The sequence below is a fragment of the Paracoccus sp. MBLB3053 genome, from assembly GCF_031822435.1.
GTDB classification, from domain to species: domain Bacteria; phylum Pseudomonadota; class Alphaproteobacteria; order Rhodobacterales; family Rhodobacteraceae; genus Paracoccus; species Paracoccus aurantius.
On sequence record NZ_JAVQLW010000001.1, the window covers coordinates 1,000,263 to 1,025,836 of the forward strand.

Sequence of the window (25,574 nt, forward strand, 5' to 3'; positions counted from 1 at the left end):
ATCCGATTATTGGCAGCGGTTGCGTCGGATGCTGCATGGGCGATCACTGATAGCTGCGTACGAGCGCCGCCGCGATCAATCCCCAGCCATCGACAACGACGAAGAAAGCCAGCTTGAAAGGCAGGGCCACGACGGCAGGGGGAACCATCATCATGCCCATCGACATGAGCACTGCCGAAACGACCAGATCGATGATAAGAAACGGTAATGAAACAAGGAATCCGATTTCGAACGCGCGCTGGATCTCGCTCAGCATGAAGGCCGGGATCAGCACGGACAGACGCTCGGGTGGGGCATCGGGCGCGGCGGAAATCTCGGCAAGTGTCGCGATCATCTCGGGGTCGGTGCGAAACTCCATGAAGCCGCGAAACGGCTCGATTCCACGATTGAAAGCTTCTTCGGCCCCAATCGTGCCGTCGCGAAGCGGCGCTCCCGCGATGGTCCAGGCCTCAGTCAGGACAGGGTCCATCACGAACCAGGTCAGGAACATCGCAAGGCTGACGATCAGCATGTTCGGGGGCGACTGCTGCAGCCCCAGCGACTGGCGCAGAATGGAAAGCACGGTCACGATGAAGGGAAAGCAGGTCACCATGATGGCAAGGCCCGGCGCCAGGGAAAGCGCCGTCATGACAGCCAGGATGGCGATCGCGTTCCGCCCCACCCCGTTCGTTACCGAATCCGCCATCTCGTTCAGTCCGTCGAGGTTTTGGGCAAGCGCCAGATCGGGCAACAGAAGAAACGGAAAGACCAGCAGAAAGCTTTTCACGATGGGGCCGTCGCGCCGAGCACACGCACGAAAATGCGGTTCTCGCCGTCATCGGAGCTGGTCAACTCACCCCGTGCGATCACCTTGTCGCCGACGCAGATCTCGACACCGTCCGTGATCTGCTGGTCGAGCGTCAGGATGTCGTCGCTGCGCAGGCGGGAAAGTTCAGCGACGGAAAGCTTCGTGCCGCCAAGTCGGATCGTGACCTCGACCTGGATCTGGTCCGTGGCGATGAGTCCATTGAATTCGTCCATGCTCAATCTCCTGCAAGTTCGTCGATAATGGCCTGGCATTCGCGCGTGACCCGGTCCGGGTCCAACTGGATCGCCCCGCCCTGGAAAAGGATCTCGATCGCGTCCGGGCCCAGATCGGCAGCCTCGATCGACGCATTGGCAAGACCGCTGCGTTCCACGCATTCGCGGATGTCGGCAATCATGTCCGCGGGGCAGCAGATTCGCAGTTGATGGGGAATCGGGTCCCGGCTGATGCGGTCAAGCTCGGATCGAAGGCATGCCAGGATCCGCTCTCGTCCATGGGCTGCCGCCAGAAGCCCGGTGACAGCCTCGAGCACGGGTTGAAGCGCAGCACTTGTCTCGCGCAGGAGTTCGCTGCGGTCCGTCGCGCTTGTCACAAGCCGGTCCTGAAGTTCCGAAAGCTTCGTACAGAGCGCATCGAGACTGAGTTCACGCCCATCTGCCAGGCCCTTTTCATGACCGAGCTGATAGGCGTGCTCAAGTTCCGCCGCATGTGCGGTGATCTGCGGGCCAGTGCCGGCCGGGGCAAAGGATTCGAGCCTGAGCGTCGCCGGTCGCATCATGCATCCTCGGGCTTTTCGATCCAGCCGGAAAGAAGCTTGAGGCTTTCTTCCTTGCGGGATTTCATGAGTTCCCTGAGCCGCGCGACCGGATCGCCGTTGTCGTGTCCGAGGGGCGCGAAGTCGATTTCGGCCACCGTCGCGGACGCGGGCGCGTCAGCGCCGCGGTCTGGCACGGAGGTGATCGGGATGGGGCGCGTTTCGTCCAGCGCGGCGCGGGCGGCTTCTTGGGCCCTGGCGCGCCTGACTGGCCTCAGCAGGAAGAAGATCAGGCCGAACGCGAACAGACCGACAAGACCCAGCCTGACGGGGCCGTTCAGATCGAGCCGAGCCAGCGGCCCTGCATGGCTGGCAAGCGTCCCTGCCTCGGACAATGTGGCAAAGGGCAGGGACTTCACCGTGATCGCATCGCCGCGGGATTCGTCCAGACCCACCGCCGATGCGACGAGTTCGCGGATCGCCTTGAGATCCTCTTCGGGACGGGGCGCGAGTTCTGCGTTTCCGGAGGCATCCGGTCGCGGCACGCCGTTGACCAGAACCGCAACGGTCAGGCGCCTGACCGATCCGGGCTGGCGGTGGATTTCACGCGTGACCTTGCTGACCTCGAAATTCGATCTCTGGCGGGTTTCGGACCGCGAGGAGCGGCTTTCCTCGCCCTTGTCATCCTGGCTTTCGGGCAGGTTCGAAGCTGCTGTGACATTGCCGGCAAGGGCGTTGCTGCTCTGGTCGGCCGATTCCTGGCTTTCCTGCGAGATCAGGGCGCGTTCCAGGGGGTCGAAACGCTGCTCGGTCATTTGCTCGGTTTCGGTCATCACGTCGAGGTTCAGCTCGACGATCGCGTTGCCGGGCCCGACATGCGCTTCCAGGATGCGCTCGACATTCCGCTTCATCTCGGATGCGCGGTCTTCGCCGCCGAGATCGTCGCTTGCCGCCACGACGCCGCGTTCGCTGTCGATCACCGTCACCGCATCGGGAAACATGCCCGGTACCCCTGACGATACGAGGAATTTGAGGGCCTTGGCCTGGCTGTGATTGATGGGGCTGCCATCTGTCGTGAGCGTGACTGACGCGCTGGCCTGCGCTTCGCGGCGGTAGCCCCGACCGCTCGGCACGGCGAGATGCACGCGGGCCGAGCTGACATTGGGCAAGGCAAGGATGGTTCGTGCAAGCTCGCCTTCCTTGGCACGCCAGTAGGCCGCGTCAAACATCTGAGAGGTGGTGCCGAATCCCGACATGCCGTCTAGGATTTCGTAGCCGCTTCCTCCGGCCGCGGGCAGGCCCGCAGCGGCAAGCGTCATGCGCAAGGCGTCGCGCCGATCCTGCTGGACCCAAATCGAATCGCCCCGGATCTGATAGGCGGCGCCGGATTTTTCGACTGCCTCCAGGACCGAGCCGGCTTGCTGAGGGTCCAGGCCCGAATAGAGCAACGCGAGCTGCGGTCTGCTGGCGAGCCATGAAAGGCCGATGATGGCGACGAAGGTCGTGAGGAAGGCCGCCACCAGAACGGCACGCTGTGGCATGCTTCGTTCGCGCCAATAGTCCTGAAGCTTCAGCAAAACATCGTCCTCTCGAATCGGCTGGATCTGCCATGGAAGAAGTCTTGCCACGGGGGCGATTAAGAATTGGTTAGCCCGCCGGTGCTATCCGATGACCAATCAGTCGGAGAATCACATGAGCACCACCGTCTCGCCGGAGATGCTGCCATCCCGAAGCAGGATCCGCAGGCTTCTGCCCGTAGCCGCAGGCCTTCTGCTGCTGGCTGCAGGGTTTGCCACGACATTTCTGGGCTACTGGTCACCGACCTCGCTGTTCAGGCAGGAACACCGTCAGGCAGAGGGTGCCGAGCTTCCCTCCGTGCATTTCGTGAGCCTGCCGCAGATCGTCCTGACGCTCTCGGGGCCGCAGATGCGCACCCTGGTCATGTCTGTGAAGCTGGAAACCGACCCCGAAAACAGGGCGAGCGTAGAGATGCTCGTTCCGCGACTGGCCGATACGTTCAACAGCTTCCTGGCCGGGATCGAACCTTCAGCCTTCGAGCGCAGGGGAATTCTCGACATCATCCGGGACGAGATGGGGAATCGGGCGGTGCAGATACTTGGCGACAAGGCGTTCAGCGACGTTCTCATCACCGAGTTCCGCGTCCAATGACCTTCTCTCATCTTTTCCAGGCGATGTTCTTGTCCTTTGCGGCCGGGCTTTGCGTATTTTGTTTCGTGCTTGCGCGGCGGCTGCGGCGTCTCAATGACCTTGAAACCGGGTTGGGCGGTGCCATCGCGGTCATGTCAAGCGAGATCAGCCGGCTGGAGGCGGCGATCATCGCAGCCAAGGCCGAGGCGATGCAGGCGACCCAGGCTCTTGCCGACGAGATCGAGCGCGCAAAGCAGGAGCGCGCCTTCTGGGTTCTGCAGAAGAAATTTGCCGAAAGTTCGAAGGCGGGCCCGACGAGGCTTCGCCGCAGACGGCGCCAGACCGAGGAGGCGATGCTTGATGGCTAGGAAACTTCTTCCGCTTCTGGGCGGCGTCATGGCGCTTGCCCTGGCAGGTCAGGCCGTCACCCTGATCGAATGGAAGCGTGGTTTGCGCGCCAATGCCGAACCCACATCGCTGCTGGCGGGATGCAGCGACGTGCCCGAGGCGGTCGCATTGGCCGAGACACTGCATCAGCGCGGATTGCGGATCGAGCGCTACATGCATGCGATCGAGCAGCGCAAGGCCGAGCTGGTCGAGGCCGAAAAGGAACTGACCGAAACGCTGGTCGGACTGCGTAACGCGCGCCGCGAGGCTGACGGACGTGAAAGCGGCACGCAGCAGGCACAGGCGGATGACATCGCCCGGATCATTGCGGTCTATGACGAAATGAAGCCCGAGCAGGCGGCCTTGGTTCTGGCCAACCTGCCCGCCGATTTCGCCGCACAGATCCTGATGCGGGTCCAGCCCGAGAAGGGTGCGAAGATCATGGCATCGGTCGATCCGGGTCAGGCGGCGGTCCTGACTTCTTACATGGGCGCGGCACGCGTCGGCAGCAGGTAGGACAGCCATGCTTGGAATGATCGGTATCGTCCTGACCTTCGCGATGGTCTTTGGGGGCTATATCCTTGCCGGGGGGAAGCTGGGGGTGATCCTGCATTCGCTGCCCTACGAGATGATGATGATCGGCGGCGCTGCGGTCGGTTCGTTCCTGCTGTCGAATGAGACATCCGTGATCAAGCAGGCCCTTGGCGGGATTGGACGCTCTCTCAAGGGGCCCAAATGGCATGAGACGGACCTGCAGGATGTGCTATGCCTGCTTTTCCAGCTCTTGCGGATGGCGCGCAGCAATCCCGCGGAACTTGAAAGCCATATCGAAGACCCCGACAACTCGCCGGTTTTCCAGGCGTTCCCAAGGCTCCTTGCCGATGCGCAGGTGGTGTCGCTGATTGCCGACACGCTGCGTTCCGCCAGCCTCAACTACGATGACCCCTATCAGGTCGAGGAAATGCTGGCCCAACGGATCGGCCTGATGAAGGAGGAAACGCTGCACGCCCCGCATGCGCTTCAAAGCATGGCCGATGCCCTGCCGGCGCTCGGGATTGTCGCGGCGGTGCTGGGCGTCATCAAGACCATGAGCTCGATCGATCAGCCACCCGAGGTGCTTGGTGGCATGATCGGCGGTGCGCTGGTCGGGACGTTCCTGGGGGTTTTTCTGGCCTATGCCATCGTCGCCCCCTTTGCCCACAGGCTGCAGTCAGTGACGAAGCAGGATCACGCCCTTTACGACGTGATCAAATCGGTGCTTGTCGCCGGTTTGCACCAGCATGCGACGAACCTCTGCGTCGAAGTCGGAAGACAGACTGCCCCAGAACATGTTCGCCCGAGCTTCGGTGATCTCGAAAACGCGCTGCGCGATCTCAAGAGGGCGTCGTGATAGGGGCGCTGCTAATTTCTGCCAGCCTGACGGTGACAGCGGCATCCCCGGCCTCGGGCAATGAAGATGCAGCGGCAGCCTTCATCAAGGACGCGACCGGATGGCTGCTCAACGGGGATGACCTGCCGGAAGGACTGGACGCGCGGCTTCAGGCTCTTGAACCGTCCGAAAGGCTGCGCGCGATCATCTTTTTGAGGCGCTCGGGGCTTTATTCGGGCACGGGTTGGACGATCGAGCGCGTGCTGGCTCCGGCCCTGTCGTCGGAGACCGGCCCTTGACAGAAACGACGCAAAACTCGGTTTCGTTGCGCCCGCTTGCGATCACCGGCGGGCTGGTGGTGATCGTCCTTTCGATGGTTCTGCCGATGCCGGCCCGGGTGCTTGACGTGGGGATCGCGCTTTCTATCGCGGTCGCGACGCTCACTCTCGTCATGGCGTCTCTGGTCGAGAAGCCCACCGACTTCCAGGCCTTCCCGCTGCTGCTTCTCGTGTCGCTTCTGCTGCGCCTGTCGCTCAATGTCTCGTCCACCCGGTTGATCCTCACCGACGGACAGAACGGCCCAGCGGCAGCAGGCCAGGTCATCAACGGCTTTGCCGAATTCGTCGCCGGAGGTTCGCTTCTGGTCGGGTTGACGGTTTTCGGTGTGATCTCCGTCGTGAACTTCATGGTCATCACCAAGGGCTCGGGGCGTATGGCGGAGGTCTCGGCGCGCTTCGCTCTCGATTCCCTGCCCGGCAAGCAGCTTGCAATCGATGGCGATTTGAATTCCGGAGCGATCGACCATGATGAGGCGAAGCGCCGCCGCGTTCAGGAACAGCACGAGATCAGCTTTTTCGGATCGCTCGACGGCGCATCGAAATTCGTCAAGGGCGACGCGATAGCGGGCCTTGTCATCACTCTCATCAATCTTCTCGTTGGCCTTGCGGCGGGGGTTGTCGTCCATTCGATGCCCATCGGCGAGGCGCTGTCGACATATTCGCGGTTGACGATCGGAGACGGGCTTGTTTCGCAAATCCCGGCGCTGATCACATCGATGGCGGCCGCCGTTCTGCTGTCGCGCGGTGGGGCTACCGAAAACACGGCCGAACTTCTTTCGCGGCAGGTGGTGACGAATTGGCAGGTGCCTGCCGTCGTCTCGGGGGGGATGCTGCTTGTCGGGCTGGTTCCCGGGATGCCGGTCACGGTCTTTCTGTGCCTGTCCCTCGGCCTTGGTCTTGCCGCATGGGCGATCAAGCGGCGGCAGGACAATCCGGACCCGCCCGTCGAGCCTGTCGCGGCCTCGGCGCCGGTCCCGGTGACGGCGCGCATCGGCGATGTGCTGGATACCGAGGAAATCAGCATAGATATCGGCCCCGGGCTGATCGTCAGTGCGCTGGACCAGGGGCGGGGACTGGGGCAGCGGATCACGAACCTGCGGCTGCATATCGCGCGAAACTTTGGCCTGATCCTGCCCGATGTGCGGATCACGGACGGGAATGGTTTTCAGGACGGCGAATATGTGATCCGCCTTCAGGGTGTCGTGCGGGGCAAGGGACAATTGTTGCCGCATGCCATTCTGGCGCTTGGACCGCCCGACACGCTCGGGCTCCTGCCGGGTGACGATGTGCGCGAGCCGGTCTATGATAGTGCAGCCAAATGGATCTCGGCGGACAAGCAGGAAGAAGCAGCCGTTGCGGGTGCCACGGTCGTCGTGCCGATGGAGGTGCTTTCGACCCATCTCATGGAGGTGGTGCGCAACAACCTTCCCGCCTTGCTGACCATGACCTCGATGCAGCGGATGATCCGCGAGCTATGTAACGTCACGGATGAGCATCGCGCCCAGCTCAATCAAAAATTCTTCGACAGCATGGTTCCCGACAAGGTGGCGCCCGAGCTGCTTCTTGCAGTGCTCAGGGCCATGCTTGAGGAAAGGCTTTCGATCCGGAATCTCGTACTGATCACCGAGGCCGTGCATGAAGCGCGGGCGGCTGCGACACCGGATGCCGTCTACGAACAGGTGCGGCGTCGGCTGCGGGGCCAGATCACTGAACAGTTCTCGGCGCCGGACGGCTATCTTGAGATCCTCCAGCTCCACCCCCATTGGGAAGCAGAGCTGGCGCGCGCCGAAGCCGAGGCAGGTCGAACCGGTTCTGCGCCGATGCCGCAATTGCAGCGCAGGCTGGCGGATGCGGTCAAGAAGGCGACTTCCTCGCTTCCCGCCACGAGCGATGCCGTGCTGGCGGTTCCCGATCACCGCCGGCGGCTTGTCCGGATGATGCTCGGATCGTGCGGCATCGCGATGCCGGTCATGGGGCTCGACGAAATAGACCCGGCTGCACGTGTGCGCCTGGCGGGAACCGTCGCAGCATGATCGAGCTGCCAATCCCTTCGGGCCTCGCGCCGATCCTGCTGGTCGCTTTCCTGACCTATTGTCGTGTCCAGGCCTGCCTTCTGGTCATGCCAGGCTTTTCGATGCAGGTCGTGCCTTTGCGTGTCCGGGTCGCGCTTGCACTCGCCATCACGCCGCTTTTGAGTGAGCGGTCGCGCATGCCAGGGGACATCGAACTGCTGCCGTTTGCCCTGCTATGTGGCGCGGAGATCGTGACCGGTCTGGTCCTGGGTGGGATTGTCCGCATTTTTGCCATGGGTCTGGATGTAACGGCTTCGGCCATCGCGGCGACGGCTTCCTTGTCCCAGATCATCGGCGTGACAAACGAATTCGCCCCGCATCCGATCGGCAATATCCTCAACCTGGCCGGCATCGCCCTCCTGATGGCGCTTGGCTATCCGCAATTGCTTTGCGATTTTCTTCACCAAAGCCTTTCACTGCGCCCGATAGGCCATTGGCCTGAAATTGCCGAACTTGTGCCACATGTGCTGGGGCTTTTGCGTCGCGCCTTCATCCTGGCCTTGCTGTTGGCCTCCCCCTTCATTCTTGGCGGATTGCTGTTCCAACTCCTGTCGGGGATAGTCAGCAAGGCGATGCCTGCGCTTCCGGTCATGTTCGTGGCGGCCCCGGCAGCGATCTTGATGGCATTGCTGGCGCTTGTCGTTCTTGCCCCCGCAATCCTTTCGATCTGGGCCCAGGCGGTTCTGGACGTGATGATAAGCATCCGACCATGAGCGATCAGGACGAAGACAAGGCATACGAAGCCTCTGAACAGAAGCTCCGCCGCGCGCGGGAACAGGGCGACATTGCTCGGGCGACGGAATTGAATTCGGCACTGTCCTATCTGGGGCTTTGGGCAGCCGTGCTTTTCATTGCAAACTGGGCCGCTCCGTCCTGGCTGGCGATGGCAGCACGCGCGCTCGGTGCCGAGCCCTGGCCCGATGGACGCGGCCGATCCACGATGGATATGGCGCGCGCGCTATCGGGGCATGCGGGGCTTGCCTGTGTGGCCTGCGCCGCGATTATCGCATTGCCGGTCCTTGTCGGTCTGATCGCGCAGCGCGCAATCGTCATTTCACCCAAGAAGCTGATGCCCGATTTCAACCGGATCAACCCGGTCAAGAATGCGGCGCAGAAATTCGGTCGTTCCGGGCTTGCCTCCTTCACCATCTCTCTTTTCAAGGTTGTGCTGGTCGGAGCGGGAGGGTGGCTGCTTTATGCGGCGCTGCTCGGCCGGGTGCTCAGCGCCGAGGCGATGTCTGACCTGCAATGGGTGGCCGGGCTTCGTCTCATCGTGGAACGTGTCGTGCAACTCGCGATCGGCACGGGGCTTGTTCTTGGGCTCATCGATCTGTTGTGGAAGCGGCACGAATTTCTCACCCGTCAGCGGATGTCGCGCAAAGAGATGCAGGACGAGTTCAAGGAAAGCGAGGGCGATCCGCATATGCGCTCGGCTCGTCGGCAGAAGGCCGTCGACATCGTGCTGAACTCGATGCTCGCGGATATCGAAAAGGCGGATGTCGTCATCGTCAATCCGACCCATTATGCAGTCGCGCTTGAATGGAAACGCGGAAGCGGACGGGCGCCTGTCTGTCTGGCGAAGGGTGTCGACCAGATCGCCCTCAAGATCCGCGAGCGTGCGCTTGAAAATCAGGTGCCTATCTGGTCCGACCCACCCTGCGCCAGGGCGCTCTATGCGACGGTCGGGATCGGCGAAGAAGTCCAGCACGAACATTTTGCCCCCGTCGCTGCGGCGATCCGCTTTGCCGAAGCGATGCGGAAAAAGATGCGCGAAGGCTGGGGCGGGTCGTCAGCCGAAAGAAAAAGGGACAGGAAGTGAGCAGGGCAGGAAAGTCACTTTCCGGCTTGGCCAGATTGGCCAGCCTTCGATCCGATCTTGAGATGCGGCGCTTTTCCGCCCTCTTGGCACATGTCGAGGCGGCGCGTGCACGTATCGAGGGACTCGAGCGTGAACTGCGGTCCAATTATCAGACCGATCACGCTTTTTCGGTCGAGGCGGCGCGACTGGCCAATGCTTTGGCAGGAGAGTGCAGTCGTTCCCTGGTTCAGGCAGAACAAGACCTGCAAAAGATCTTGCCGAGCTACCACGAGGCAAGGCAATCAGCCGTGCGGGAATTCGGCAGAAAGACGGCCATCGAGGCGATCGGCAAGGCATCTGTGCGCAAGGAAACGCCAACGAAGCCCCGTTGAGCCCGCCTGAGGATAAATCCTCGGCATTTCCTGCCCGGCTGCGCGGAACGCTCGCGCCGCCTCATCTGCGAAGCGCGATCTTCGCTGATCGGTCAAAGCAGATCACGGCCCCGTGTCCGCCCTGTCTCGGCTTCCCCCTTGACCACAGAAAAGGGGCAAGCTTCAACTTCCGGGTCCGCCCGCATATGATGTGGGTTCGTTTTCTTCTCTCATCATGCTGGATAACCTTTGCGATGATCCGACCCCTCGTTTTCCTTGCCGCTCTGGCCCCGCTTGCCGCTTGCGCCCCGTCCACGCCCGCACCTCAAACCATGCCAGTCGTCGATCCGGTTCCCATGGTCCCGGTTGCCGGGGTCAGCGGACTCGAATCGCGCGAGCCCGACGCCTGCAAGGCAAAGAGCTACGTCTCGGCGCTGGGCCAGCCGGGTTCGATCATCCCCAGCCTTGGGGTCACGCGCGACTATCGCGTCGTCGAATTCCGGGGAATCGAACCGCAGGAGTATGACCCGCTCCGGATCGTTTTCCGGCTGGATGCTTCGGGCAACATCTACAATATCGACTGCGGCTGATCGATGTATCCCGTTGCCGCGCTCCTTGCGCTGTCGCTGGTGACCCTGACCGGTTGCACCAACGTTGCTTCCTCTGCGGATGCAAAGGTTGACTGCGGGGCTGAGGCGTTGCGCGGGTTGGTGGGTCAGCCGCGCGCGGTTCTCGAGCAGGTGGACCTGCCCGAAGGTTCGCGGGTGATCGGCGCAAAGCAGGCTGTGACGATGGATTTTCGTCCGACCCGCCTCAACGTCGAGATCGGAGCGGACGATCGCATCGCGCGGCTGGGCTGTTACTGACCTTGAAAGACGGGCAAGGGCGTCGACAGAATTCCGACGCCCTTGCCACGACGTCAACCGCAGCCATGATCGCCGCGGGCCATGCGTCAATCGAGAGATATTCGAGAAGAAATGTGGAGGCGGGTACCGGAATCGAACCGGTCTTCACGGATTTGCAATCCGCTGCGTAACCTCTCCGCCAACCCGCCGTTGCCGTAGCATGTGGGGGTTTAGCCGCTTCGGCGGCGCGGCGCAAGACGGGGAATGTTGCCTGCGCGTCAACGTTGGCCGGGGCGGTACATGTAGTCCCTTCGGAAGGGATAGGCCGAGTCCGACCCCGGCAGGCCGGGGATTTCATCGCCCGGGCCCGGCCGCGAGATCAGAATTTGGTACAGCGAAACCCATCTTTCGGTGAATGCCAGCGCACATCCGGCAAGATAGAGGCGGTAGGAACGCAACACCTCGGCAGCGTTCTCGGGCGCGCGATCCCGGGCAAGAATCGATTCCGCCTCGGGCAGGCATGCCTCGAGCCGGTCGGACCATGACCACAATGTCCGCGCGTAATGAGGCCGCAGGTTTTCGACATCCAGCATTTCCAGGCCGACGCCCGACAGGCTGCTGATGGCACGGCTGACATGGACAAGTTCGCCGCCCGGAAAGATGAACTTTTCGATGAAATCACCCATCCCGCCACCGACATCCCCATGACCGAGCCCGCTGACGGTGATTCCGTGGTTGAGTGCCAGGCCGCCTGGTCGAAGCAGGTCGCGGATGCAGCCAAAATAGGTTGTGAGATTGGCGCGTCCGACATGTTCGAACATGCCGACCGAGGCAAGCTTGTCGAAAGGCGCCTCGGGCTTCAGATCGCGATAGTCGCACAACAGGATCTGCACGCGTTCCGACAGACCTCGTTCATCGATCATGCGAGAGACGTGATTGAACTGGTTTTTCGACAGGGTGATGCCTGTCGCCTTCACCCCGTAATTCTCGGCCGCATGCATCAGCAAGCCACCCCAGCCTGCGCCTATGTCGGCGAAACGTTCGCCTTCGCGCAGGTCGAGCTTGCGGCAGATATGATCGAGCTTGGCGACCTGGGCCTCGGCCAGGGTCATCTGCGGGTCACGAAAGTAAGCGCAGGAATAGACCCGCAGCGGATCAAGCCACATCTGGTAGAATTCATCCGAGACATCGTAATGCGAACGGATCTGTGCCGCGTCGCGTTCGCGATTGTGACGGCGGACCGAATTGATGCGCCGTAGCGCAAGCTTCCAGGTGGGCGGCTTTCCCCGCCTGCGCTGCTGCGGGATTAGTGCGGCGACGGCGGCCATCAGGTCGCGCATGCTGCCCAGGACGGAAACCCGGCCAGCAACGATCGCCTCGCCCACTGCGCCCAGGTTGCCGCTGGCCATTGCGGCAAGCGGGGCAAGGTCCGCGAAGGCAAGTTCGACCTTGGCGGAGGCGGGCCCCAGCGTCGTTCCCGAGGGCAGCCGGATACGCAGCGGCACTGCCAGGGTTTCGAGCCTGCTTTCGATTACATGGTCCAGGGCAGTCATGGCCTACCTCGTCAAGCACTTGGAGGCGGCGCAGAGCCTCCTCTGCCATACGAGGAATAAATAAATCCGAGAGTCGCCCGGCCGGTCAAGTCTTCAGCTCAGCAAGCCATCCACCGACCTGAAAAAGCAAAAGCGGCCCGAAGGCCGCTTTGCTTTGTTTCCCGAAGGATTTTTTGGAGCGGGCGATGAGATTCGAACTCACGACCCTAACCTTGGCAAGGTTATGCTCTACCCCTGAGCTACGCCCGCACTCCGTACCGTTGGCTTCGTTCGCCGCCGGTGAGCGGTCATTTATGGGAGGCTGCCGGGGGGCGCAAGAGGAAAAAGCACAAACACGAAAAAAATTGTGAACTTTTTTCCGATTGCGTCAGCACAGGCGAAAGGTCGGGTGCCAGGCAACGTCTTTCCGATTTGCGATCCAGGAGAGGACCGCATCTGAAGGCCCGAATCTGCTGGGCCCGAGCTGACGCGTCGGACCCAGACTTGCTTCGAGAGAGAAAGCCAGATAGAAATACTAAACTATTAATCCGCGTCAAGCGGTCATCTGATCCCGAACTCGGGACGGCATTCATGGGGACAGCAAGTTCGATGGTCGATTTCACGCCTTGGCCGCAGGATCTCGCGGCACGTTATCGCGATGCAGGGTATTGGATCGATCGCCCGCTGACCCGCATTCTTGATGGCCAGTTGTCCGCAAGCGGGGCGCATGAGGCGATCATATGCGGTGACCGGCGCTTCACCTATGCCGATCTGGATGCGCTTTCGCGAAACCTGGCGGGGCGCCTGGCCGAAACGGGACTGGGCCATGGCGATACCGCACTGGTCCAACTTCCGAACCTGGCCGAGCTTTACATTGTCTTCTTCGCGCTGCTTCGCATCGGGGTCGTTCCGGTCAACGCGCTGTTCAGCCATCGCAGAATGGAAATGGCGGAATACTTCCGTCAGGTCGAGCCCGCGCTTGTCATCGGCTCGCGAGGGCATGAGCTGTTTCGCGACAATCAGTTCGCAGACGAGCTGCGCGGGCTTGGCGCCGGGCTGCTGCTGCTTTTGGACGATGAAGATCCCGCGATCTCACTGAAGCATTGGCTGACGCCGGGACCAGCCTTGCCCGAAAATTCCGCTCCGACACCTCCCCACGAGGTCGCCTTCTTCCAACTCTCCGGGGGCAGCACCGGGACGCCGAAGCTGATCCCGCGAACCCATAACGATTATGATTACAGCATTCGCGCCAGCGTCGAGATCTGTGGGGTGACGGCCGAGACGCGCTTTCTTTGCGCCCTGCCGGCCGGGCACAATTTCCCGCTCAGTTCGCCCGGCGCTCTGGGGGTGTTCCATGCCGGCGGAACGGTGGTGATGGCTCCCAGCCCCGAACCGATGACATGTTTCGATCTGATCGCGGCCGAGCGTGTCACCATGGTCCCTCTGGTCCCGCCCGCCGTCGCGCTTTGGCTGAGATTGGCCGAAGATGATCCGGTCCGCCGGGAACAACTTGCCAGTCTCGACCTCATGCTCGTCGGTGGGGCGAGCTTTGCCGAGGCGACGGCGCGCCGCGTGCCCGAGCTCCTGGGATGCCGCTTGCAGCAGGTCTTCGGGATGGCCGAAGGGCTGGTGAACTATACCCGGCTTGATGACCCGCCCGAACTGGTCTTCGCGACCCAGGGACGCCCGATCAGTCCCGATGACGAAGTACGCGTGCTAGACGAAGCGGGCAATCCGGTGCAGGACGGAACCCCCGGTGCGCTGGCGACGCGGGGGCCATATACATTTCGTGGTTATTATCGCAGCCCTGAACACAATGCCCGCGCTTTTGACGCCGACGGGTTCTATCACTCCGGCGATGTGGTGGTGCGCGAGAGCGGTTATCTGCGCGTCGTCGGACGCATCAAGGACCAGATCAATCGGGGCGGTGAAAAGATCGCGGCCGAAGAAATCGAGAACCTGCTGCTGCGTCATGCCGATATCACCCATGCCGCGCTTGTCGCGACCCCGGATGCGCATCTGGGTGAGAAGAGCTGCGCCTTTCTTGTGTTGCGCGATGGCTCCGAGAAGCTTGGCCCGCCCGCGTTGCGGCGCCACCTGCTGGCATTGGGCATCGCGGAATACAAGCTTCCCGATCGCTTCCGCTTTGTAAGTGCCTTGCCGCTGACTGCGGTCGGCAAGATCGACAAGCGCCGCCTGCGCGAGAGCCTCGTCAATGAAAACGCCTGAAAGGACCCCGGATGACCACACTTGAAAAAACCGAGCTCAGCCCCGAATGGCTGGCCGAGCGCGTCGGGCGGATGATCGAGGACGAGTGCGAAATCGACCCGGCCGAGAATCTTGTTCTCTACGGGCTTGATTCCATCGCGGTGATGACCTTTTCGGCAGAGCTGAAGCAGGTGGGCATCGCGGCGAGTTTCGAGGAACTGGCGCGCGAGCCCACACTGAACGCCTGGTGGGCGCTGATTGCGGCGCGGCGTTAGGCCCGCAGCGTCGCCCCCCCATCGACATACAGGTCGGCCATGGTGACATGGCCGGCCTGATCGGACAGCAGGTACATCACTGCCGCCGCAATATCCTCGGGTGTGGCGATCTTCTTCAGCGGAATGCCGGTCCGGAACGCCTCGAGGCTGCCCTCGATCACCGCGCGTTCGCCGCTGCCATCCTTTTCGGTCCACATCCCGGTCTGCATCGGCGTCAGGGTCGATCCGGGGGCGACGATATTGCAGCGCACGCCCTTGCCCGCGAGTTCCAGGCCGAGGCAACGGATGAGCATTGTTGCCGCTGCCTTCGAGGCTGCATAGGCCCCCATGTTCAGGCGCGGCACTCCGGCAGCGTTCGAACTGACCGAAACGATCGCGCCCCGGCCATGCCGTGCCATGGCCCGACCCAGCGCGCGGGTGACGTTGAAACTGCCGGTGGCATTGATGTCGATGACTCGCTGCCACTCCGCGTCCGGCAGGTCCAGCAACGGACCGACCGCCAGCACGCCGGCGGCATGGACGCCAAGGCCCAGGGGGCCGTGCTCAGCTTCGGCAGTGGCAACCAGCGCTTCGGCCGCCTCGGCGTCGCGAACGTCAAGGGGCATTACTGACGCACCGGCAGGAGCCTCGTAGGAGGCCAGTGCCGCCTCGGTATCGGTTGCTACCACCCGCGCGCCCGCTTCCAGCAGCAAGCGCGTGACGGCCTGACCAATTCCGCCCGCCGCGCCGGTCACGATGGTCAGCGTATTCTGAAAACCGCTCAGGCGCATGCTTTTCCGTCCTTGATTTTCATGGCCGCCAGGGCCGCGTCCGTGTTCAAGGGCACGCCGCAGGTGGCCGCGATCCAGCCCATCGCCATGTCGTGCTTGTCGCGATTGAAATCGGCCTGGGCATCCGCGACGGCGAACGTCTCGATATCGCGCTGGAATGCTTCGACTGCGGTCGCGAGGCAGCCGATATGGGCATAGATCCCGCAGATCATGAGCTGATCGCGACTGCGTGCCCGCATCAGGTGTTCAAGATTCGACCGCTGGAAGGCGCTGTAGCGATGCTTCAGCAGGACGATATCGTCACCTTCCGGCGCAAGCTCGGGCAGGATGTCCTGATCCTCGGGGGCGGCACTCATGCCTGGTCCCCACAGATCGGCCTGAAGGCCCCGGTCGGGGCGGAACTGGTTTCCCTTTTGAGCGGTATAGAAGACGGGAATTCCCGCCGCGCGCGCCGAGCCGATCAGCCGGGCGATATTGTCGATGGCCGGGGCAAGCGGACTTCCGGCGGGAAAAGGACGGCAGAAATAGCGCTGCATGTCATGGACAAGCAGCGCAAGCCTGTCTCGCTGCGGCAGCCAGGGGCCGCGGGCCTTAGGCAATTCGCTGGTGCGAGGCAGGTCATATGCGGGGATGCCGGGCAGGGCCATCAAGTCTCTCCGTTCTTCTGGACAAGGCCTTCAAGTGCGGCATCGGCCGGCAGGCCAAGCGCCGCAAGCAGGGCGCCGAACTTGGCGCCTGTCTCGATCGTTTCGGATCGTGGGTCCGAGCCCGGAACGATTCCGGCCCCGGCGAAAAGCCTGGCGGTACTGCCGCTGATCTCGGCACAGCGAATGGCGACATACCAGGCGCCATCGCCCTTTGCGTCGCTCCAGCCGACTGCACCGGCATATAAGCCGCGCGGCACCTGCTCGATCGCCCGGATCACTTCGCGGGCCAATGGGACAGGCGTGCCGCAGACGGCCGGGGTGGGGTGAAGAAGCGATGCAATGACGACCGAAGGAATCGTCGGATCGCTCAACTTGCCTTCGATCCGCGTGCCAAGGTGCCACATGCTTTGCGTAGCGCTCAACGTCATGCCTTCGGGCGCCGAAAGTTGGGTGCATAGCGGGGCAAGCCGATCCATGATCGCCTCGACCACCAGCGCATGTTCCCGCCGGTCCTTGTCCGAGCGAAGCAGCAAGTTTCCGGCCGCGCGATCCTTGGTCCGGTCGGTCGCCCGGCGGGCCGATCCCGCAAGCGGATGCGAAATGACCGTCGCGTCGTTCTTGCTTGCCAGAAGTTCGGGTGTCGCACCGCACAGGACGCGCTCGCGCCCCTCGGGACAGGGAAGGGCGACCCGGAAGGCGGTGACTGCCGGATCGACCCCAAGCCGCGCCATAAGCGCATCGAGCGGGATTTCGCTGGCGGCCTGAACCAGCAGGCTGCGGGCCAGGACGACCTTTTCCAGACCGCCGGGCCACCCGTTGTCTCGTCGCATTCTTTCCAGTGCGACGGCCACCGATGCGGAAAAGTCCTCGGCCGAGGGTTCGGCGGCGATGCTGTAGCCTTGTGTCGCGATTGCCTCTGCCCGGTCGCATGCCGCGGGTCGCGCCGGCTCCGCGCACCAAAGACAGTCGGCTTCGGCGGGATCGAATGGCAGGGCGCCGCCAATCAGCGTGTCGGGCGAGGTATTCGCGCATGCCCGCTCGATCCGCTCGATCAGCGTGTCCGAGCGCCCGCGCGGCAACGGGTCGGCAACGCCGTTACCGACGATATGCCCAGTCGCGCCCTTGAACGAAAAACGGATGGACTGGGCCGAGATCTTGGGCACGGCCTCGGATGCCTTTGCAAATAGGTTGTTCATGGAAGATCTTGTCGATTTGAAACGCAGCCGCTTGATCGCCTGCCGCAAGGCCCGAAGCGCGAATGACGCAAGCTGCGTCGGTCGAACTGCCGAAATGCGGGACTGCCCCCCTGATGAAAACGAGTTCCGGGTGGCGCTTCGAGCTTTGCCGGACACGGCTGTAAGGTTCGAAGGAAGCGGGTCCTGGGTCCCGCCGATTGGCTTCCCGCGCGCAAACTGTCAGACGATCCAAACAAATTCAAGTAAATTAGTCAGGATTTCAAGGCAGCGTGGCGGGGTTTCGCTCGGCGTGGCGTCGGCGCTGGAACCGCAGGGTTGATCGGGTGTTGGCTCCGGGATCTGACAAGACCGAGGATGCGATGGAGAATGGGGCGGAACCGTACGATCTGGCGCGGGCAAGGGTCTGCGTGATCGTCAATATGGGCTCGGGGCGGCAAGCGGGGGAGAGCATCGCTGAACGCTTGCGCGAGGCACTTGATGGTCGCGTGGCGCAATTGGAATTCCGCCGCATCAAGAAGGGCAATGATCTTCTGGCCATCGCTCGGGATGCCGTTGCCGATGGGTTCGATCTAATTGTCGCTGCGGGCGGAGATGGCACGCAGGCAGCAGTCGCCAGCGCCGTCGCCGGCAGCGGCGCGGTGATGGTCACGGTTCCCGGCGGCACGTTCAATTACTTCGCCCGCGATATCGGGGTGGGAGAAACCGTCGACGAAGCGCTTACCATCTTTGAAGCCCCCGAGTTGCGCCGCATCCATGTCGGTGAGATGAACGGGCTGATCTTTCTCAACAATGTCAGCTTTGGCGCCTATCCCGAGATCCTCAAGCGACGCGAGAGCATCTATCGCAGATGGGGCCGGTCTCGCGTCGCGGCCTATTGGTCTGCAGTCGTTGCGCTGTGGAACCTTCGGCGCCCGCTTCTTCTGACGGTGCGCACGGGCGGCACCGAACGGAAATTCACCACGGCGCTCGCCTTCGTCGCGAAAAGCGCCTACCAGTTGGAAACTTTCGGTCTCGAAGGCGCCGATGCCATCCGCGAAGGTCGCGTCGCGCTGCTGGTCGCGCGGGCGCGCAGGCCAGGCCCCCTGGTGCGCGCGGCACTTCGTCTGGCATTCGGAAAATCGGCCCGATACGAAGATTTCGACATGATCGCAGCCGATGAAATCGAGCTCGAAACCTTTCCTCGGCACGAATACGTGGCCCATGACGGCGAGAAGCTCTGGATGGATTCGCCCTTTCAGGTCCGGGTTCGCAAGAACGACCTTGCGGTTCTCGTGCATGCCGATGCCGGGGGGCGGGGCAAGGGATGACACGGCTACTGCATCTTTCCGACCTGCATTTCGGATACGAACGGGAAGCCCTTGTCGAGCCGCTGCTTGATCGAGTGAATGCAGCCGGTGCGGATCTGGTCGTGGTCACGGGCGATCTGACCCATCGCGGCCGTTCGGCGCAGTATCGCAAGGCGGCCGAGTTCCTGCGCCGGATCGAAGCGCCCCTGGTGGCGGTTCCGGGCAATCACGACATCCCGCTCTATCGTCTTACCGACCGGATGATGCAGCCCTATCGCCGCTACCGACGTGCCATTGCCGATAATCTTGAACCCATAGGCCATGTCGGAAACCTGCGCGTGCAGGGCGTGAACAGCGTAGATCCGATGGCTTGGCAGCGGGGCGTGCTGACTGCTGCACAGGTCAGGCGCGTTACCGATCACGTCGATCCGTCATGCTATAACATCGTCGCATTGCATCATCCCATGCAGCAGCGCCCCGAGGTCGACAAGGCGCTGATGCGCGGCGCGCCCGAGGCCTTGGCGCTGTTCGAACTGAAGGGCGTCGATGTCGTTCTGACGGGTCATCTTCATCTGTGGTTCGCGGGCGCTTTTCTGGGACCGGAAGGTCGGCCGCTGCTTCAGCTTCAGGCAGGGACGGCGCTTTGTTCGCGCGAGGATGACCGGCAGAACGAATTCGCCGTGCTCGACTTTCGGGACGAGGAACTTCTTGTGGAACGGCATGTTGCGCCGATGGACGAAACCGGGTTCAGGCCGCCGGAGTTGCTGCGCTTCGTGCGCACAAACGGGCTGTGGCAGCCCTGCCAATAGATCCTGACTATTTAGCTTAGTTTTCACTGGACCTCGCCACGGCCAGCGGCTACGCCCGGCACGGTCAATATCCGGCAGTTGGGCATTAAGGAGTTCCGGTGATGCGCGCCTTGGTAGTTTCGGCTTTTCTCGCTTTCTCGACGGTTGCGGTCAGCGCATCCGAAATCGCGGTTCCGACCGCAATTGGCGACGTCAGGATTTCCAGCACGCCGCAGAAGGTCGCGGTCTTCGACATCCCCGCCCTTGATACCCTGACGGCTCTGGGCGTGGAGCCCGCCGGCATTCCCGACAAGCTCTATGTCAAACACCTTTCGAATCTCTCCGGGAACGCGACGGTGGTCGGCACGCTTTTCGAGCCCAATCTTGAGGCCCTTGCCGGGCTTGCGCCGGATCTGGTGATCGTGGGCGGCCGCTCGGCGGCGCAGAAAGGGGCAATCGAACAGGTCGCGCCGGCGATCGACATGACCATCGGCACCGATCTGCTCGCGGATGCGCGGGCGCGTATCGACGCGTTCGGCAGGCTTTTCGACCGGCAGGACAAGGCGGCAGAGCTGCTCGCGACGATTGACCAGAAGGTCTCTGCGCTTGGCCAGGCCGGAAGGGACAAGGGCACCGCGCTGGTCTTGATGACCAATGGCCCCAAGCTCGCGGCCTATGGCACGGGATCGCGTTTTGGCTGGATTCACGAAGCGACCGGAATGCCCGAGGCCAGCGGCAAGATCGAAACCGCCAATCACGGCGATGCCGTGAGCCATGAATTCGTGGCCGAGGCCAATCCCGATTGGTTGTTCGTCATCGATCGCGGCGCGGCCATCGGCGAGCAGGGCGATTCCGCCGAAGCGACTTTGAAGAGCCCGCTGATCGAAGGCACGACGGCCTGGAAATCCGGTCATGTCGTCTACCTGAACTCTGCCGACGCCTATATCGCCGCAGGCGGGTACACAGCGACCGTGACTCTTCTTGATCAATTGGCCGAGGCCCTGACAGCCAAATGAGACCTCTGCCAGCGGGGCTAGTGGTGCTGGTCGTCCTGAGCTTCGCGAGCCTGACCGTCGGTGCGGCCAATGTCAGCATCCTTTCATCCGTCGAGGACCCCTGGGCCGCACTGATCCTGATGGAATCCCGGCTGCCGCGGACCCTGGCCGTCATCCTGACCGGGGCCGCTCTGGCGGTCGCGGGTGTCGTCCTGCAAGCGCTGGTCCGCAACCGCTTCGTCGGGCCCGAGACGACGGGAACGGCCGAAAGCGCGGCGCTGGGTCTTTTGGCGATCACCTTGCTGTTCCCCGCTGCACCGGTCTGGGCCAGGATGATCGCCGCATCTCTTGCGGCCATGGCCGGGACGGCGCTTTTCGTCTGGATCATACGTCGCCTGCCCCTGCGCGAGGTCATGCTGGTGCCGATCGCGGGGCTCGTGCTGTCGGGTGTGATCGGTTCGGTCGCCACTTTTATCGGGTGGCAGACCGATCTTCTTCAATACGTGAACGGCTGGCTGTTGTCGGGCGAATTCTCGGGCGTCATTGCCGGGCGCTACGAGCTGTTATGGGTTGCCGGCATCGCTGCCGCGCTGGCCTGGTTCGCGGCCGACCGCTTCGCCATCCTTGGCCTTGGCGATGAGGTGGCCACGGGACTTGGCCTGTCACCGGGAAACGTGATGCGGCTTGGCCTTGCTGTCGTCGCTGTCGTCACCGCGATGGTCATCACGACCGTCGGGCTCATTCCCTTTGTCGGGCTGGTTGTTCCGAACCTCGTGGCGCGCGTCATGGGCGACAACTTGCGCGCATCTATCCCCGTGGTGGCGCTTTGGGGGGCGGTCCTGCTGCTGGCCTGCGACCTGATCGGGCGGCTGGTCCGCCATCCCTACGAAATTCCGGTCGGCACGGTTCTGGGCGTCGTCGGCGCGGCGATCTTTCTTTGGCTGCTTTATCGCAGGCCCGCCCATGCCTAGTCGGATGCTGCTAGGCCTGCTCGCGGCCGCGCTTGTCGGCCTTGGCGCGCTGTGGCTGCTCCAGGGATTGCCTGCGGGACAGGCCCGGGGCTTCATCCTGCACCTGAGGGCCGAGCGCCTGGCGGGTCTTGTTCTGGTCGGCATCGCGACGGGACTTTCGACCGTCATCTTCCAGACGGTCGCCGCGAACCGGGTGCTGACGCCGCAGATCATGGGGTTCGATGCGCTTTACATGCTGATCCAGACCCTGTTGGTGGCGACGCTTGGCATATCTGGTTTCGCCGCACTTCCGGTCTGGAGCAAGTTCCTGGGCGAAGTCGCTGTCTTGACCCTTCTTGCCACCGTTCTGTTCGGGACATTGCTGGGCCAGGGCGTGCGGGACATCCCCCGCACGATCCTGACCGGGGTGATTCTGGGGATCATGTTCCGTTCGATCAACGCCTTTGTCGGGCGGGTGCTCGACCCGAATGAATACGCGGTTGTCCAACAGGCCAGCTTTGCAAGCTTCAGCAAGTTCGACGCGAGCCTGCTGCCCGCGGCGTTCATCCTGACGATGCTGGCGGCGGTTGTGGCGTGGCGTCTGGCCGATCGGCTTGACGTGCTGGCGCTGGGTCGCGAGACCGCGGTGCCCCTGGGGTTGCGCTATGGCCGGGTCGTGATCGTGGCATTGGCTCTGGTCGCGGTTCTGGTTGCGGTCGCAACCGCGCTTGTCGGGCCGGTGACTTTTTTCGGGCTGATCATCGCGGGGATCGCGCATGGCGTGATGCGCAGCGCCCGCCATGCGTTGCTTTTGCCCGCCGCGGCGATGATCGCCGCAATCACCCTGGTGCTTGGCCAGTTCGTCTTCGAGAGGCTGCTGGGTCAGGCCGGCTTCCTGTCGGTGGTCATCGAATTCGCGGGTGGCCTGTTCTTCCTGTTCCTTCTGATCCGGGGGCGTATCAGATGATCCGAGTTTCCAATCTGTCCCATGCCATCCAGGGCGCGCCGATCCTGCAGGATATCAGCATCGAATTGCCGCAGGGCGCGATGACCGCGCTGATCGGCCCGAACGGGGCGGGCAAATCGACCCTGTTGCGCCTGATCGGGCGGCTGGAGCCGCTGCAGACCGGCTCGATCACGCTGGATGGCGAGGAGATCCGTCGAATTCCGACCGAGGCGCTGGCCCGGCGCATGGCCGTGCTGGGCCAACAGACGGCAGTCGCAAGCCGGCTGAGGTTGCGCGAACTCGTCGCCTTTGGTCGCTGGCCGCATCACCGCGGCAGGCCGCGGGCCGAGGACGGACGCATCGTCGAGGCGGCGCTTGTCGATTTCGCGCTGACCGGGCTCTCTGGACGATTTCTGGACGAGGTGTCGGGCGGGCAGGCGCAGCGCGCCTATCTGGCGATGACCGTCGCGCAGGAAACCGAATGGCTCTTGCTGGACGAGCCGCTGAACAATCTCGACATGGCCCATGCGCGGGGCCTCATGGCCCGGCTTGGCACGCTGGTGCGCGAGGCCGGGAAAAGCGTCATCACCGTCATTCACGAGATCAACTATGCCGCCGCCTGGGCCGATCACGTCGTCGCCATGAAGGAAGGTCGCATCGTCGCGCAGGGCAGCCCCGGCGAGGTATTGACCGAGGATGTGCTCTCGATGCTTTACGACACCCCCGTTGCTGTCAGCAGCCACCAGGGCCGACCGCTGATCCTGCATCACGTCTGAGTCCCTGGGCCCGCATTTCCTGGTGCAGGCACGCTGGCCCGGCCCCATCGAGGGGTCGTGCCAGCGGGGTGCCTTCGGCCCCTGGTCGCGGCTTCACACCTTGGGTTCGACCCTGATCCGGGTGCCCCATGGGTCGACAAAGTCGGTCCCGCCAAGCGCTGCCCGCGCATCGGGATCGGCTTTCAGCACGATCTCGGACAGGCCGGTCGCGCCCTTGCTGCGCTTGCCCGCGCCACGGCTGTTCCAGATGTTCCCGGCGAGATGGTGGTGGTAACCGCCGCTGGCGAAGAAACTTGCCCCGAAGCGATGGGACGTGCGGTCAAGACCCAGCTCATTGATGTAGAAATCCTCGGCCTGGGCAACATCCCCGACCTGAAGATGAACGTGACCCAGCACCGTGCCCGTGGCCGCGGTCGTCCAGCCGTCATCGCCGAGATCCAGAAGCCCCTGCAGATCCGCCGGCTTGGTGTCCATCTCGACTTCCGATCCGTGCCAGCGCCAATCCTTGCGGGGACGATCGACATAGACCTCGATGCCATTGCCTTCTGGATCATGCAGGTAGATCGCTTCGCTCACGAGGTGATCGGAAGCACCGTCGAGCCCGATCCGTTGTTCTGCGACAAAACGCAGCCAGCTTCCCAGGGCGACGCGGTCGGGAAGCAGAAAGGCGGTGTGAAACAGCCCCGCCTCGTTCGGGCGATGGCGTGCGGACTTGTCCTGACGCAGGTCCAGCAGTGGTGTCCTGTCCACGCCCAGCACCAGTTCCTCACCGCTGCCAGACAGGCGCTGCAATCCGATGATGCGCTGGTAGAAATCGCCAACCGCGGCAATATCCTTGACGGTCAGCGCCACGCGGCCGACCTGAATGGGGGCGTCACTGCTTGCCATGATGATCTCCTTTTTGCTGTCGACTGGAACTTAGGCCCCGATTTTATGTGTGATTATGGGCTCAATTCCGGGGATTATATCCCCCATATGGCGACAATTTGCGCCGATTGCCTTCCGGCCGGGTTCAGAGCATGATGCGGAACCCATTTTGCCAAGAAAAGATGAAGCCAAGAACCAAACCGCCCCGCCGGTCGGCGCCGCCCGCGCCTGCCCAGAAGCCCGAAGCCGCGCCGCTCGCTGCGGATCAGTCCCGCATGGAAATCTTTCTGGTGGCGACGCCGGGGCTTGAGGACCCTTTGGCAGACGAGGCGCGCGCCCTTGGCTATGCGCCCCAGATCCAGCCCGGAGGCGTGACCATTACCGGCGGGTGGCACGATGTCTGGCGCGCCAATCTGGAAATTCGCGGCGCCACCCGGGTTCTGGCCCGGATCGGCTCGTTCCGGGCCATGCACCCGGCACAGCTCGACAAGAGGGCGCACCGCTTTCCCTGGGCCGATTTCCTGCGCCCAGATATTCCCGTGAAGGTTGAGGCAAGCAGCCGAAAGTCGCGCATCTATCACGCCGGGGCAATCAGCCAGCGGATCGAAGCCGCGCTCAGGGACGAGTTGGGCGCGACCATCGCCGAAGACGCCCCGGTCACGGTCAAGGTCCGGATCGAAGACGACCTGTGCACCATCAGTCTCGACAGTTCGGGCGAGTCGCTGCACAAGCGCGGTCACAAGCAGGCCGTCGGCAAGGCGCCGATGCGCGAAACCATGGCCGCGATGTTCCTTCGCCAATGCGGTTACGACGGGCGCGAGCCGGTGCTGGACCCGATGTGCGGCTCGGGCACATTCGTCATCGAGGCGGCCGAGATCGCGGCGGGGCTGAAGCCGGGCAGGCTACGCCATTTTGCCTTCGAAGACTTCGTGAGCTTCGACCCCGAGGCATGGGAAAGGCTGCGTGGCGCCACCTCAGCCAAGCCTCGCACAGAGATCGGCTTTTTTGGCAGCGACCGCGACCCGGGCGCGATCCGCATGAGCCGCGAGAATGCCGACCGCGCCGGGCTGGCCGGCCGGGTGCAGTTCGAGACGCTCGCGCTGGCGGATCTGGAGCGTCCTGAAGGACCGCCAGGCCTTGTCATCATCAACCCGCCCTACGGCGCGCGGATCGGCAACAAGGGACCGCTCTTCGGACTTCATGCCACGATGGGCGAGGTGCTGCGCGAACGTTTCAAGGGCTGGCGGGTCGGCATCGTCACGAGCGATGCCCAGCTGGCCCGCGCAACCGGGCTGCCGTTCATGGAGCCCGGGCCATATGTGGCGCATGGCGGGCTGAAGGTCCGCCTTTGGCAGACCGGGCCGCTTTAGGTCCCGGACATCTCTCGGGATCGGCGGTGCGGTGAAAGCTGCGCGGGCGGCAGACCGTCCGCCGACGGTCGTGTTCCGCGT

29 protein-coding genes and 2 tRNA genes are annotated in these 25,574 nt (G+C 63.1%); 20 read left to right on the forward strand and 11 right to left on the reverse strand.

Going from position 1 to position 25,574, the window contains the following annotated elements; genetic code table 11:
• Positions 1 to 43 precede the first annotated feature (43 nt).
• The 4 genes from fliP to fliF all read right to left on the reverse strand — a co-directional run bounded on the left by fliP (position 44) and on the right by fliF (position 3,136).
• On the reverse strand, positions 44 to 685 hold the full coding sequence (gene fliP / locus RGQ15_RS05005; RefSeq protein ID WP_409201331.1) for a flagellar type III secretion system pore protein FliP: 642 nt from the start codon (positions 683 to 685) through the stop codon (positions 44 to 46).
• Positions 686 to 762: 77 nt separating this feature from the next.
• The gene (locus RGQ15_RS05010; protein WP_311159129.1) at positions 763 to 1,020 is read right to left on the reverse strand and encodes a FliM/FliN family flagellar motor switch protein; all 258 of its coding nucleotides are present in this window, start codon (positions 1,018 to 1,020) and stop codon (positions 763 to 765) included.
• A gap of 2 nt (positions 1,021 to 1,022) precedes the next feature.
• Entirely contained in the window at positions 1,023 to 1,580 is a 558-nt protein-coding gene (locus RGQ15_RS05015) for a hypothetical protein (RefSeq protein WP_311159130.1), read from the reverse strand.
• On the reverse strand, positions 1,580 to 3,136 hold the full coding sequence (gene fliF / locus RGQ15_RS05020; protein ID WP_311159131.1) for a flagellar basal-body MS-ring/collar protein FliF: 1,557 nt from the start codon (positions 3,134 to 3,136) through the stop codon (positions 1,580 to 1,582). Before fliF ends, RGQ15_RS05015 begins: the two co-directional genes overlap by 1 nt.
• Before the next feature lie 115 nt (positions 3,137 to 3,251).
• Between fliF and RGQ15_RS05025 the strand changes: the two genes are divergently transcribed.
• The 11 genes from RGQ15_RS05025 (at position 3,252) to RGQ15_RS05075 (ending at position 10,908) form a co-directional block, all read left to right on the forward strand.
• Positions 3,252 to 3,728, forward strand: a complete 477-nt coding sequence (locus tag RGQ15_RS05025; RefSeq protein WP_311159132.1) for a flagellar basal body-associated FliL family protein — start codon at positions 3,252 to 3,254, stop codon at positions 3,726 to 3,728.
• Positions 3,725 to 4,075, forward strand: coding sequence for a hypothetical protein (locus RGQ15_RS05030; protein ID WP_311159133.1), 351 nt, complete (start codon positions 3,725 to 3,727; stop codon positions 4,073 to 4,075). The genes RGQ15_RS05025 and RGQ15_RS05030 overlap by 4 nt, the downstream gene beginning before the upstream one ends.
• Positions 4,068 to 4,610 carry a MotE family protein gene (locus RGQ15_RS05035; RefSeq protein WP_311159134.1) on the forward strand — a complete coding sequence of 181 codons (543 nt, stop codon included), beginning with the start codon at positions 4,068 to 4,070 and terminating at the stop codon, positions 4,608 to 4,610. Before RGQ15_RS05030 ends, RGQ15_RS05035 begins: the two co-directional genes overlap by 8 nt.
• A gap of 7 nt (positions 4,611 to 4,617) precedes the next feature.
• On the forward strand, positions 4,618 to 5,484 hold the full coding sequence (gene motA / locus RGQ15_RS05040) for a flagellar motor stator protein MotA (RefSeq protein WP_311159135.1): 867 nt from the start codon (positions 4,618 to 4,620) through the stop codon (positions 5,482 to 5,484).
• On the forward strand, positions 5,481 to 5,762 hold the full coding sequence (locus RGQ15_RS05045; protein ID WP_311159136.1) for a hypothetical protein: 282 nt from the start codon (positions 5,481 to 5,483) through the stop codon (positions 5,760 to 5,762). Before motA ends, RGQ15_RS05045 begins: the two co-directional genes overlap by 4 nt.
• Positions 5,759 to 7,834, forward strand: coding sequence for an FHIPEP family type III secretion protein (locus RGQ15_RS05050; RefSeq protein ID WP_311159137.1), 2,076 nt, complete (start codon positions 5,759 to 5,761; stop codon positions 7,832 to 7,834). The genes RGQ15_RS05045 and RGQ15_RS05050 overlap by 4 nt, the downstream gene beginning before the upstream one ends.
• Positions 7,831 to 8,586, forward strand: coding sequence for a flagellar biosynthetic protein FliR (locus tag RGQ15_RS05055; protein ID WP_311159138.1), 756 nt, complete (start codon positions 7,831 to 7,833; stop codon positions 8,584 to 8,586). Before RGQ15_RS05050 ends, RGQ15_RS05055 begins: the two co-directional genes overlap by 4 nt.
• Positions 8,583 to 9,692, forward strand: coding sequence for a flagellar type III secretion system protein FlhB (gene flhB, locus RGQ15_RS05060; protein WP_311159139.1), 1,110 nt, complete (start codon positions 8,583 to 8,585; stop codon positions 9,690 to 9,692). Before RGQ15_RS05055 ends, flhB begins: the two co-directional genes overlap by 4 nt.
• The gene (locus RGQ15_RS05065; protein ID WP_311159140.1) at positions 9,689 to 10,063 is read left to right on the forward strand and encodes a hypothetical protein; all 375 of its coding nucleotides are present in this window, start codon (positions 9,689 to 9,691) and stop codon (positions 10,061 to 10,063) included. The genes flhB and RGQ15_RS05065 overlap by 4 nt, the downstream gene beginning before the upstream one ends.
• A 233-nt stretch (positions 10,064 to 10,296) precedes the next feature.
• On the forward strand, positions 10,297 to 10,632 hold the full coding sequence (locus tag RGQ15_RS05070; RefSeq protein ID WP_311159141.1) for a hypothetical protein: 336 nt from the start codon (positions 10,297 to 10,299) through the stop codon (positions 10,630 to 10,632).
• Positions 10,633 to 10,635: 3 nt separating this feature from the next.
• Positions 10,636 to 10,908, forward strand: a complete 273-nt coding sequence (locus RGQ15_RS05075; RefSeq protein ID WP_311159142.1) for an I78 family peptidase inhibitor — start codon at positions 10,636 to 10,638, stop codon at positions 10,906 to 10,908.
• Positions 10,909 to 11,022: 114 nt separating this feature from the next.
• Here RGQ15_RS05075 and RGQ15_RS05080 read toward each other — a convergent pair.
• The 3 genes from RGQ15_RS05080 to RGQ15_RS05090 all read right to left on the reverse strand — a co-directional run bounded on the left by RGQ15_RS05080 (position 11,023) and on the right by RGQ15_RS05090 (position 12,689).
• Positions 11,023 to 11,096 (reverse strand) — tRNA-Cys (locus RGQ15_RS05080).
• A gap of 69 nt (positions 11,097 to 11,165) precedes the next feature.
• Positions 11,166 to 12,440: a class I SAM-dependent methyltransferase gene (locus RGQ15_RS05085; RefSeq protein ID WP_311159143.1), complete on the reverse strand. Its 1,275-nt coding sequence runs from the start codon at positions 12,438 to 12,440 to the stop codon at positions 11,166 to 11,168.
• A gap of 174 nt (positions 12,441 to 12,614) precedes the next feature.
• A tRNA-Gly gene (locus RGQ15_RS05090) sits at positions 12,615 to 12,689 on the reverse strand.
• A 321-nt stretch (positions 12,690 to 13,010) separates the two neighbouring features.
• On the opposite strand from RGQ15_RS05090, the gene RGQ15_RS05095 reads away from it, so the two are divergent.
• On the forward strand, positions 13,011 to 14,648 hold the full coding sequence (locus RGQ15_RS05095) for a (2,3-dihydroxybenzoyl)adenylate synthase (protein WP_311159144.1): 1,638 nt from the start codon (positions 13,011 to 13,013) through the stop codon (positions 14,646 to 14,648).
• A gap of 11 nt (positions 14,649 to 14,659) precedes the next feature.
• Entirely contained in the window at positions 14,660 to 14,902 is a 243-nt protein-coding gene (locus RGQ15_RS05100; protein ID WP_311159145.1) for a phosphopantetheine-binding protein, read from the forward strand.
• Here RGQ15_RS05100 and RGQ15_RS05105 read toward each other — a convergent pair.
• The 3 genes from RGQ15_RS05105 to RGQ15_RS05115 are packed head-to-tail and all read right to left on the reverse strand — an operon-like array spanning position 14,899 to position 17,515.
• Positions 14,899 to 15,672, reverse strand: a complete 774-nt coding sequence (locus RGQ15_RS05105) for a 2,3-dihydro-2,3-dihydroxybenzoate dehydrogenase (RefSeq protein WP_311159146.1) — start codon at positions 15,670 to 15,672, stop codon at positions 14,899 to 14,901. The genes RGQ15_RS05100 and RGQ15_RS05105 overlap by 4 nt on opposite strands.
• The gene (locus RGQ15_RS05110; protein ID WP_311159147.1) at positions 15,663 to 16,319 is read right to left on the reverse strand and encodes an isochorismatase family protein; all 657 of its coding nucleotides are present in this window, start codon (positions 16,317 to 16,319) and stop codon (positions 15,663 to 15,665) included. The genes RGQ15_RS05105 and RGQ15_RS05110 overlap by 10 nt, the downstream gene beginning before the upstream one ends.
• Positions 16,319 to 17,515, reverse strand: coding sequence for an isochorismate synthase (locus RGQ15_RS05115; RefSeq protein WP_311159148.1), 1,197 nt, complete (start codon positions 17,513 to 17,515; stop codon positions 16,319 to 16,321). The genes RGQ15_RS05110 and RGQ15_RS05115 overlap by 1 nt, the downstream gene beginning before the upstream one ends.
• 269 nt (positions 17,516 to 17,784) lie before the next feature.
• Here RGQ15_RS05115 and RGQ15_RS05120 point away from each other — a divergent pair, with 269 nt between their 5' ends.
• The 6 genes from RGQ15_RS05120 (at position 17,785) to RGQ15_RS05145 (ending at position 23,256) form a co-directional block, all read left to right on the forward strand.
• A complete protein-coding gene (locus tag RGQ15_RS05120; protein WP_311159149.1) occupies positions 17,785 to 18,822 on the forward strand; it encodes a diacylglycerol/lipid kinase family protein in 1,038 nt (345 codons plus the stop codon).
• Positions 18,819 to 19,610 carry a metallophosphoesterase family protein gene (locus RGQ15_RS05125; RefSeq protein WP_311159150.1) on the forward strand — a complete coding sequence of 264 codons (792 nt, stop codon included), beginning with the start codon at positions 18,819 to 18,821 and terminating at the stop codon, positions 19,608 to 19,610. Before RGQ15_RS05120 ends, RGQ15_RS05125 begins: the two co-directional genes overlap by 4 nt.
• Before the next feature lie 101 nt (positions 19,611 to 19,711).
• On the forward strand, positions 19,712 to 20,605 hold the full coding sequence (locus RGQ15_RS05130) for a siderophore ABC transporter substrate-binding protein (protein ID WP_311159151.1): 894 nt from the start codon (positions 19,712 to 19,714) through the stop codon (positions 20,603 to 20,605).
• A complete protein-coding gene (locus RGQ15_RS05135; protein WP_311159152.1) occupies positions 20,602 to 21,555 on the forward strand; it encodes an ABC transporter permease in 954 nt (317 codons plus the stop codon). Before RGQ15_RS05130 ends, RGQ15_RS05135 begins: the two co-directional genes overlap by 4 nt.
• Positions 21,548 to 22,501 carry an iron chelate uptake ABC transporter family permease subunit gene (locus tag RGQ15_RS05140; RefSeq protein WP_311159153.1) on the forward strand — a complete coding sequence of 318 codons (954 nt, stop codon included), beginning with the start codon at positions 21,548 to 21,550 and terminating at the stop codon, positions 22,499 to 22,501. Before RGQ15_RS05135 ends, RGQ15_RS05140 begins: the two co-directional genes overlap by 8 nt.
• Complete coding sequence (locus RGQ15_RS05145) at positions 22,498 to 23,256, forward strand: iron ABC transporter ATP-binding protein (RefSeq protein ID WP_311159154.1); 759 nt, start codon at positions 22,498 to 22,500, stop codon at positions 23,254 to 23,256. The genes RGQ15_RS05140 and RGQ15_RS05145 overlap by 4 nt, the downstream gene beginning before the upstream one ends.
• 93 nt (positions 23,257 to 23,349) lie before the next feature.
• Here RGQ15_RS05145 and RGQ15_RS05150 read toward each other — a convergent pair whose 3' ends face one another.
• On the reverse strand, positions 23,350 to 24,144 hold the full coding sequence (locus RGQ15_RS05150; protein WP_311159155.1) for a VOC family protein: 795 nt from the start codon (positions 24,142 to 24,144) through the stop codon (positions 23,350 to 23,352).
• A gap of 254 nt (positions 24,145 to 24,398) precedes the next feature.
• On the opposite strand from RGQ15_RS05150, the gene RGQ15_RS05155 reads away from it, so the two are divergent.
• Positions 24,399 to 25,493, forward strand: coding sequence for a THUMP domain-containing class I SAM-dependent RNA methyltransferase (locus tag RGQ15_RS05155; protein WP_311159156.1), 1,095 nt, complete (start codon positions 24,399 to 24,401; stop codon positions 25,491 to 25,493).
• The last annotated feature ends 81 nt before the right edge of the window (positions 25,494 to 25,574 follow it).

What these genes read in the sequence shown, in the direction of transcription:
- fliP (WP_409201331.1), bottom strand. Translation starts at nt 685, where the DNA reads ATGGCGGATTCGGTAACGAACGGGGTGGGGCGGAACGCGATCGCCATC.
- RGQ15_RS05010 (WP_311159129.1), bottom strand. Translation starts at nt 1,020, where the DNA reads ATGGACGAATTCAATGGACTCATCGCCACGGACCAGATCCAGGTCGAG.
- RGQ15_RS05015 (WP_311159130.1), bottom strand. Translation starts at nt 1,580, where the DNA reads ATGCGACCGGCGACGCTCAGGCTCGAATCCTTTGCCCCGGCCGGCACT.
- RGQ15_RS05025 (WP_311159132.1), top strand. Translation starts at nt 3,252, where the DNA reads ATGAGCACCACCGTCTCGCCGGAGATGCTGCCATCCCGAAGCAGGATC.
- RGQ15_RS05030 (WP_311159133.1), top strand. Translation starts at nt 3,725, where the DNA reads ATGACCTTCTCTCATCTTTTCCAGGCGATGTTCTTGTCCTTTGCGGCC.
- RGQ15_RS05035 (WP_311159134.1), top strand. Translation starts at nt 4,068, where the DNA reads ATGGCTAGGAAACTTCTTCCGCTTCTGGGCGGCGTCATGGCGCTTGCC.
- motA (WP_311159135.1), top strand. Translation starts at nt 4,618, where the DNA reads ATGCTTGGAATGATCGGTATCGTCCTGACCTTCGCGATGGTCTTTGGG.
- RGQ15_RS05055 (WP_311159138.1), top strand. Translation starts at nt 7,831, where the DNA reads ATGATCGAGCTGCCAATCCCTTCGGGCCTCGCGCCGATCCTGCTGGTC.
- flhB (WP_311159139.1), top strand. Translation starts at nt 8,583, where the DNA reads ATGAGCGATCAGGACGAAGACAAGGCATACGAAGCCTCTGAACAGAAG.
- RGQ15_RS05070 (WP_311159141.1), top strand. Translation starts at nt 10,297, where the DNA reads ATGATCCGACCCCTCGTTTTCCTTGCCGCTCTGGCCCCGCTTGCCGCT.
- RGQ15_RS05075 (WP_311159142.1), top strand. Translation starts at nt 10,636, where the DNA reads ATGTATCCCGTTGCCGCGCTCCTTGCGCTGTCGCTGGTGACCCTGACC.
- RGQ15_RS05085 (WP_311159143.1), bottom strand. Translation starts at nt 12,440, where the DNA reads ATGACTGCCCTGGACCATGTAATCGAAAGCAGGCTCGAAACCCTGGCA.
- RGQ15_RS05095 (WP_311159144.1), top strand. Translation starts at nt 13,011, where the DNA reads ATGGGGACAGCAAGTTCGATGGTCGATTTCACGCCTTGGCCGCAGGAT.
- RGQ15_RS05100 (WP_311159145.1), top strand. Translation starts at nt 14,660, where the DNA reads ATGACCACACTTGAAAAAACCGAGCTCAGCCCCGAATGGCTGGCCGAG.
- RGQ15_RS05105 (WP_311159146.1), bottom strand. Translation starts at nt 15,672, where the DNA reads ATGCGCCTGAGCGGTTTTCAGAATACGCTGACCATCGTGACCGGCGCG.
- RGQ15_RS05110 (WP_311159147.1), bottom strand. Translation starts at nt 16,319, where the DNA reads ATGGCCCTGCCCGGCATCCCCGCATATGACCTGCCTCGCACCAGCGAA.
- RGQ15_RS05115 (WP_311159148.1), bottom strand. Translation starts at nt 17,515, where the DNA reads ATGAACAACCTATTTGCAAAGGCATCCGAGGCCGTGCCCAAGATCTCG.
- RGQ15_RS05125 (WP_311159150.1), top strand. Translation starts at nt 18,819, where the DNA reads ATGACACGGCTACTGCATCTTTCCGACCTGCATTTCGGATACGAACGG.
- RGQ15_RS05130 (WP_311159151.1), top strand. Translation starts at nt 19,712, where the DNA reads ATGCGCGCCTTGGTAGTTTCGGCTTTTCTCGCTTTCTCGACGGTTGCG.
- RGQ15_RS05135 (WP_311159152.1), top strand. Translation starts at nt 20,602, where the DNA reads ATGAGACCTCTGCCAGCGGGGCTAGTGGTGCTGGTCGTCCTGAGCTTC.
- RGQ15_RS05140 (WP_311159153.1), top strand. Translation starts at nt 21,548, where the DNA reads ATGCCTAGTCGGATGCTGCTAGGCCTGCTCGCGGCCGCGCTTGTCGGC.
- RGQ15_RS05145 (WP_311159154.1), top strand. Translation starts at nt 22,498, where the DNA reads ATGATCCGAGTTTCCAATCTGTCCCATGCCATCCAGGGCGCGCCGATC.
- RGQ15_RS05150 (WP_311159155.1), bottom strand. Translation starts at nt 24,144, where the DNA reads ATGGCAAGCAGTGACGCCCCCATTCAGGTCGGCCGCGTGGCGCTGACC.
- RGQ15_RS05155 (WP_311159156.1), top strand. Translation starts at nt 24,399, where the DNA reads ATGGAAATCTTTCTGGTGGCGACGCCGGGGCTTGAGGACCCTTTGGCA.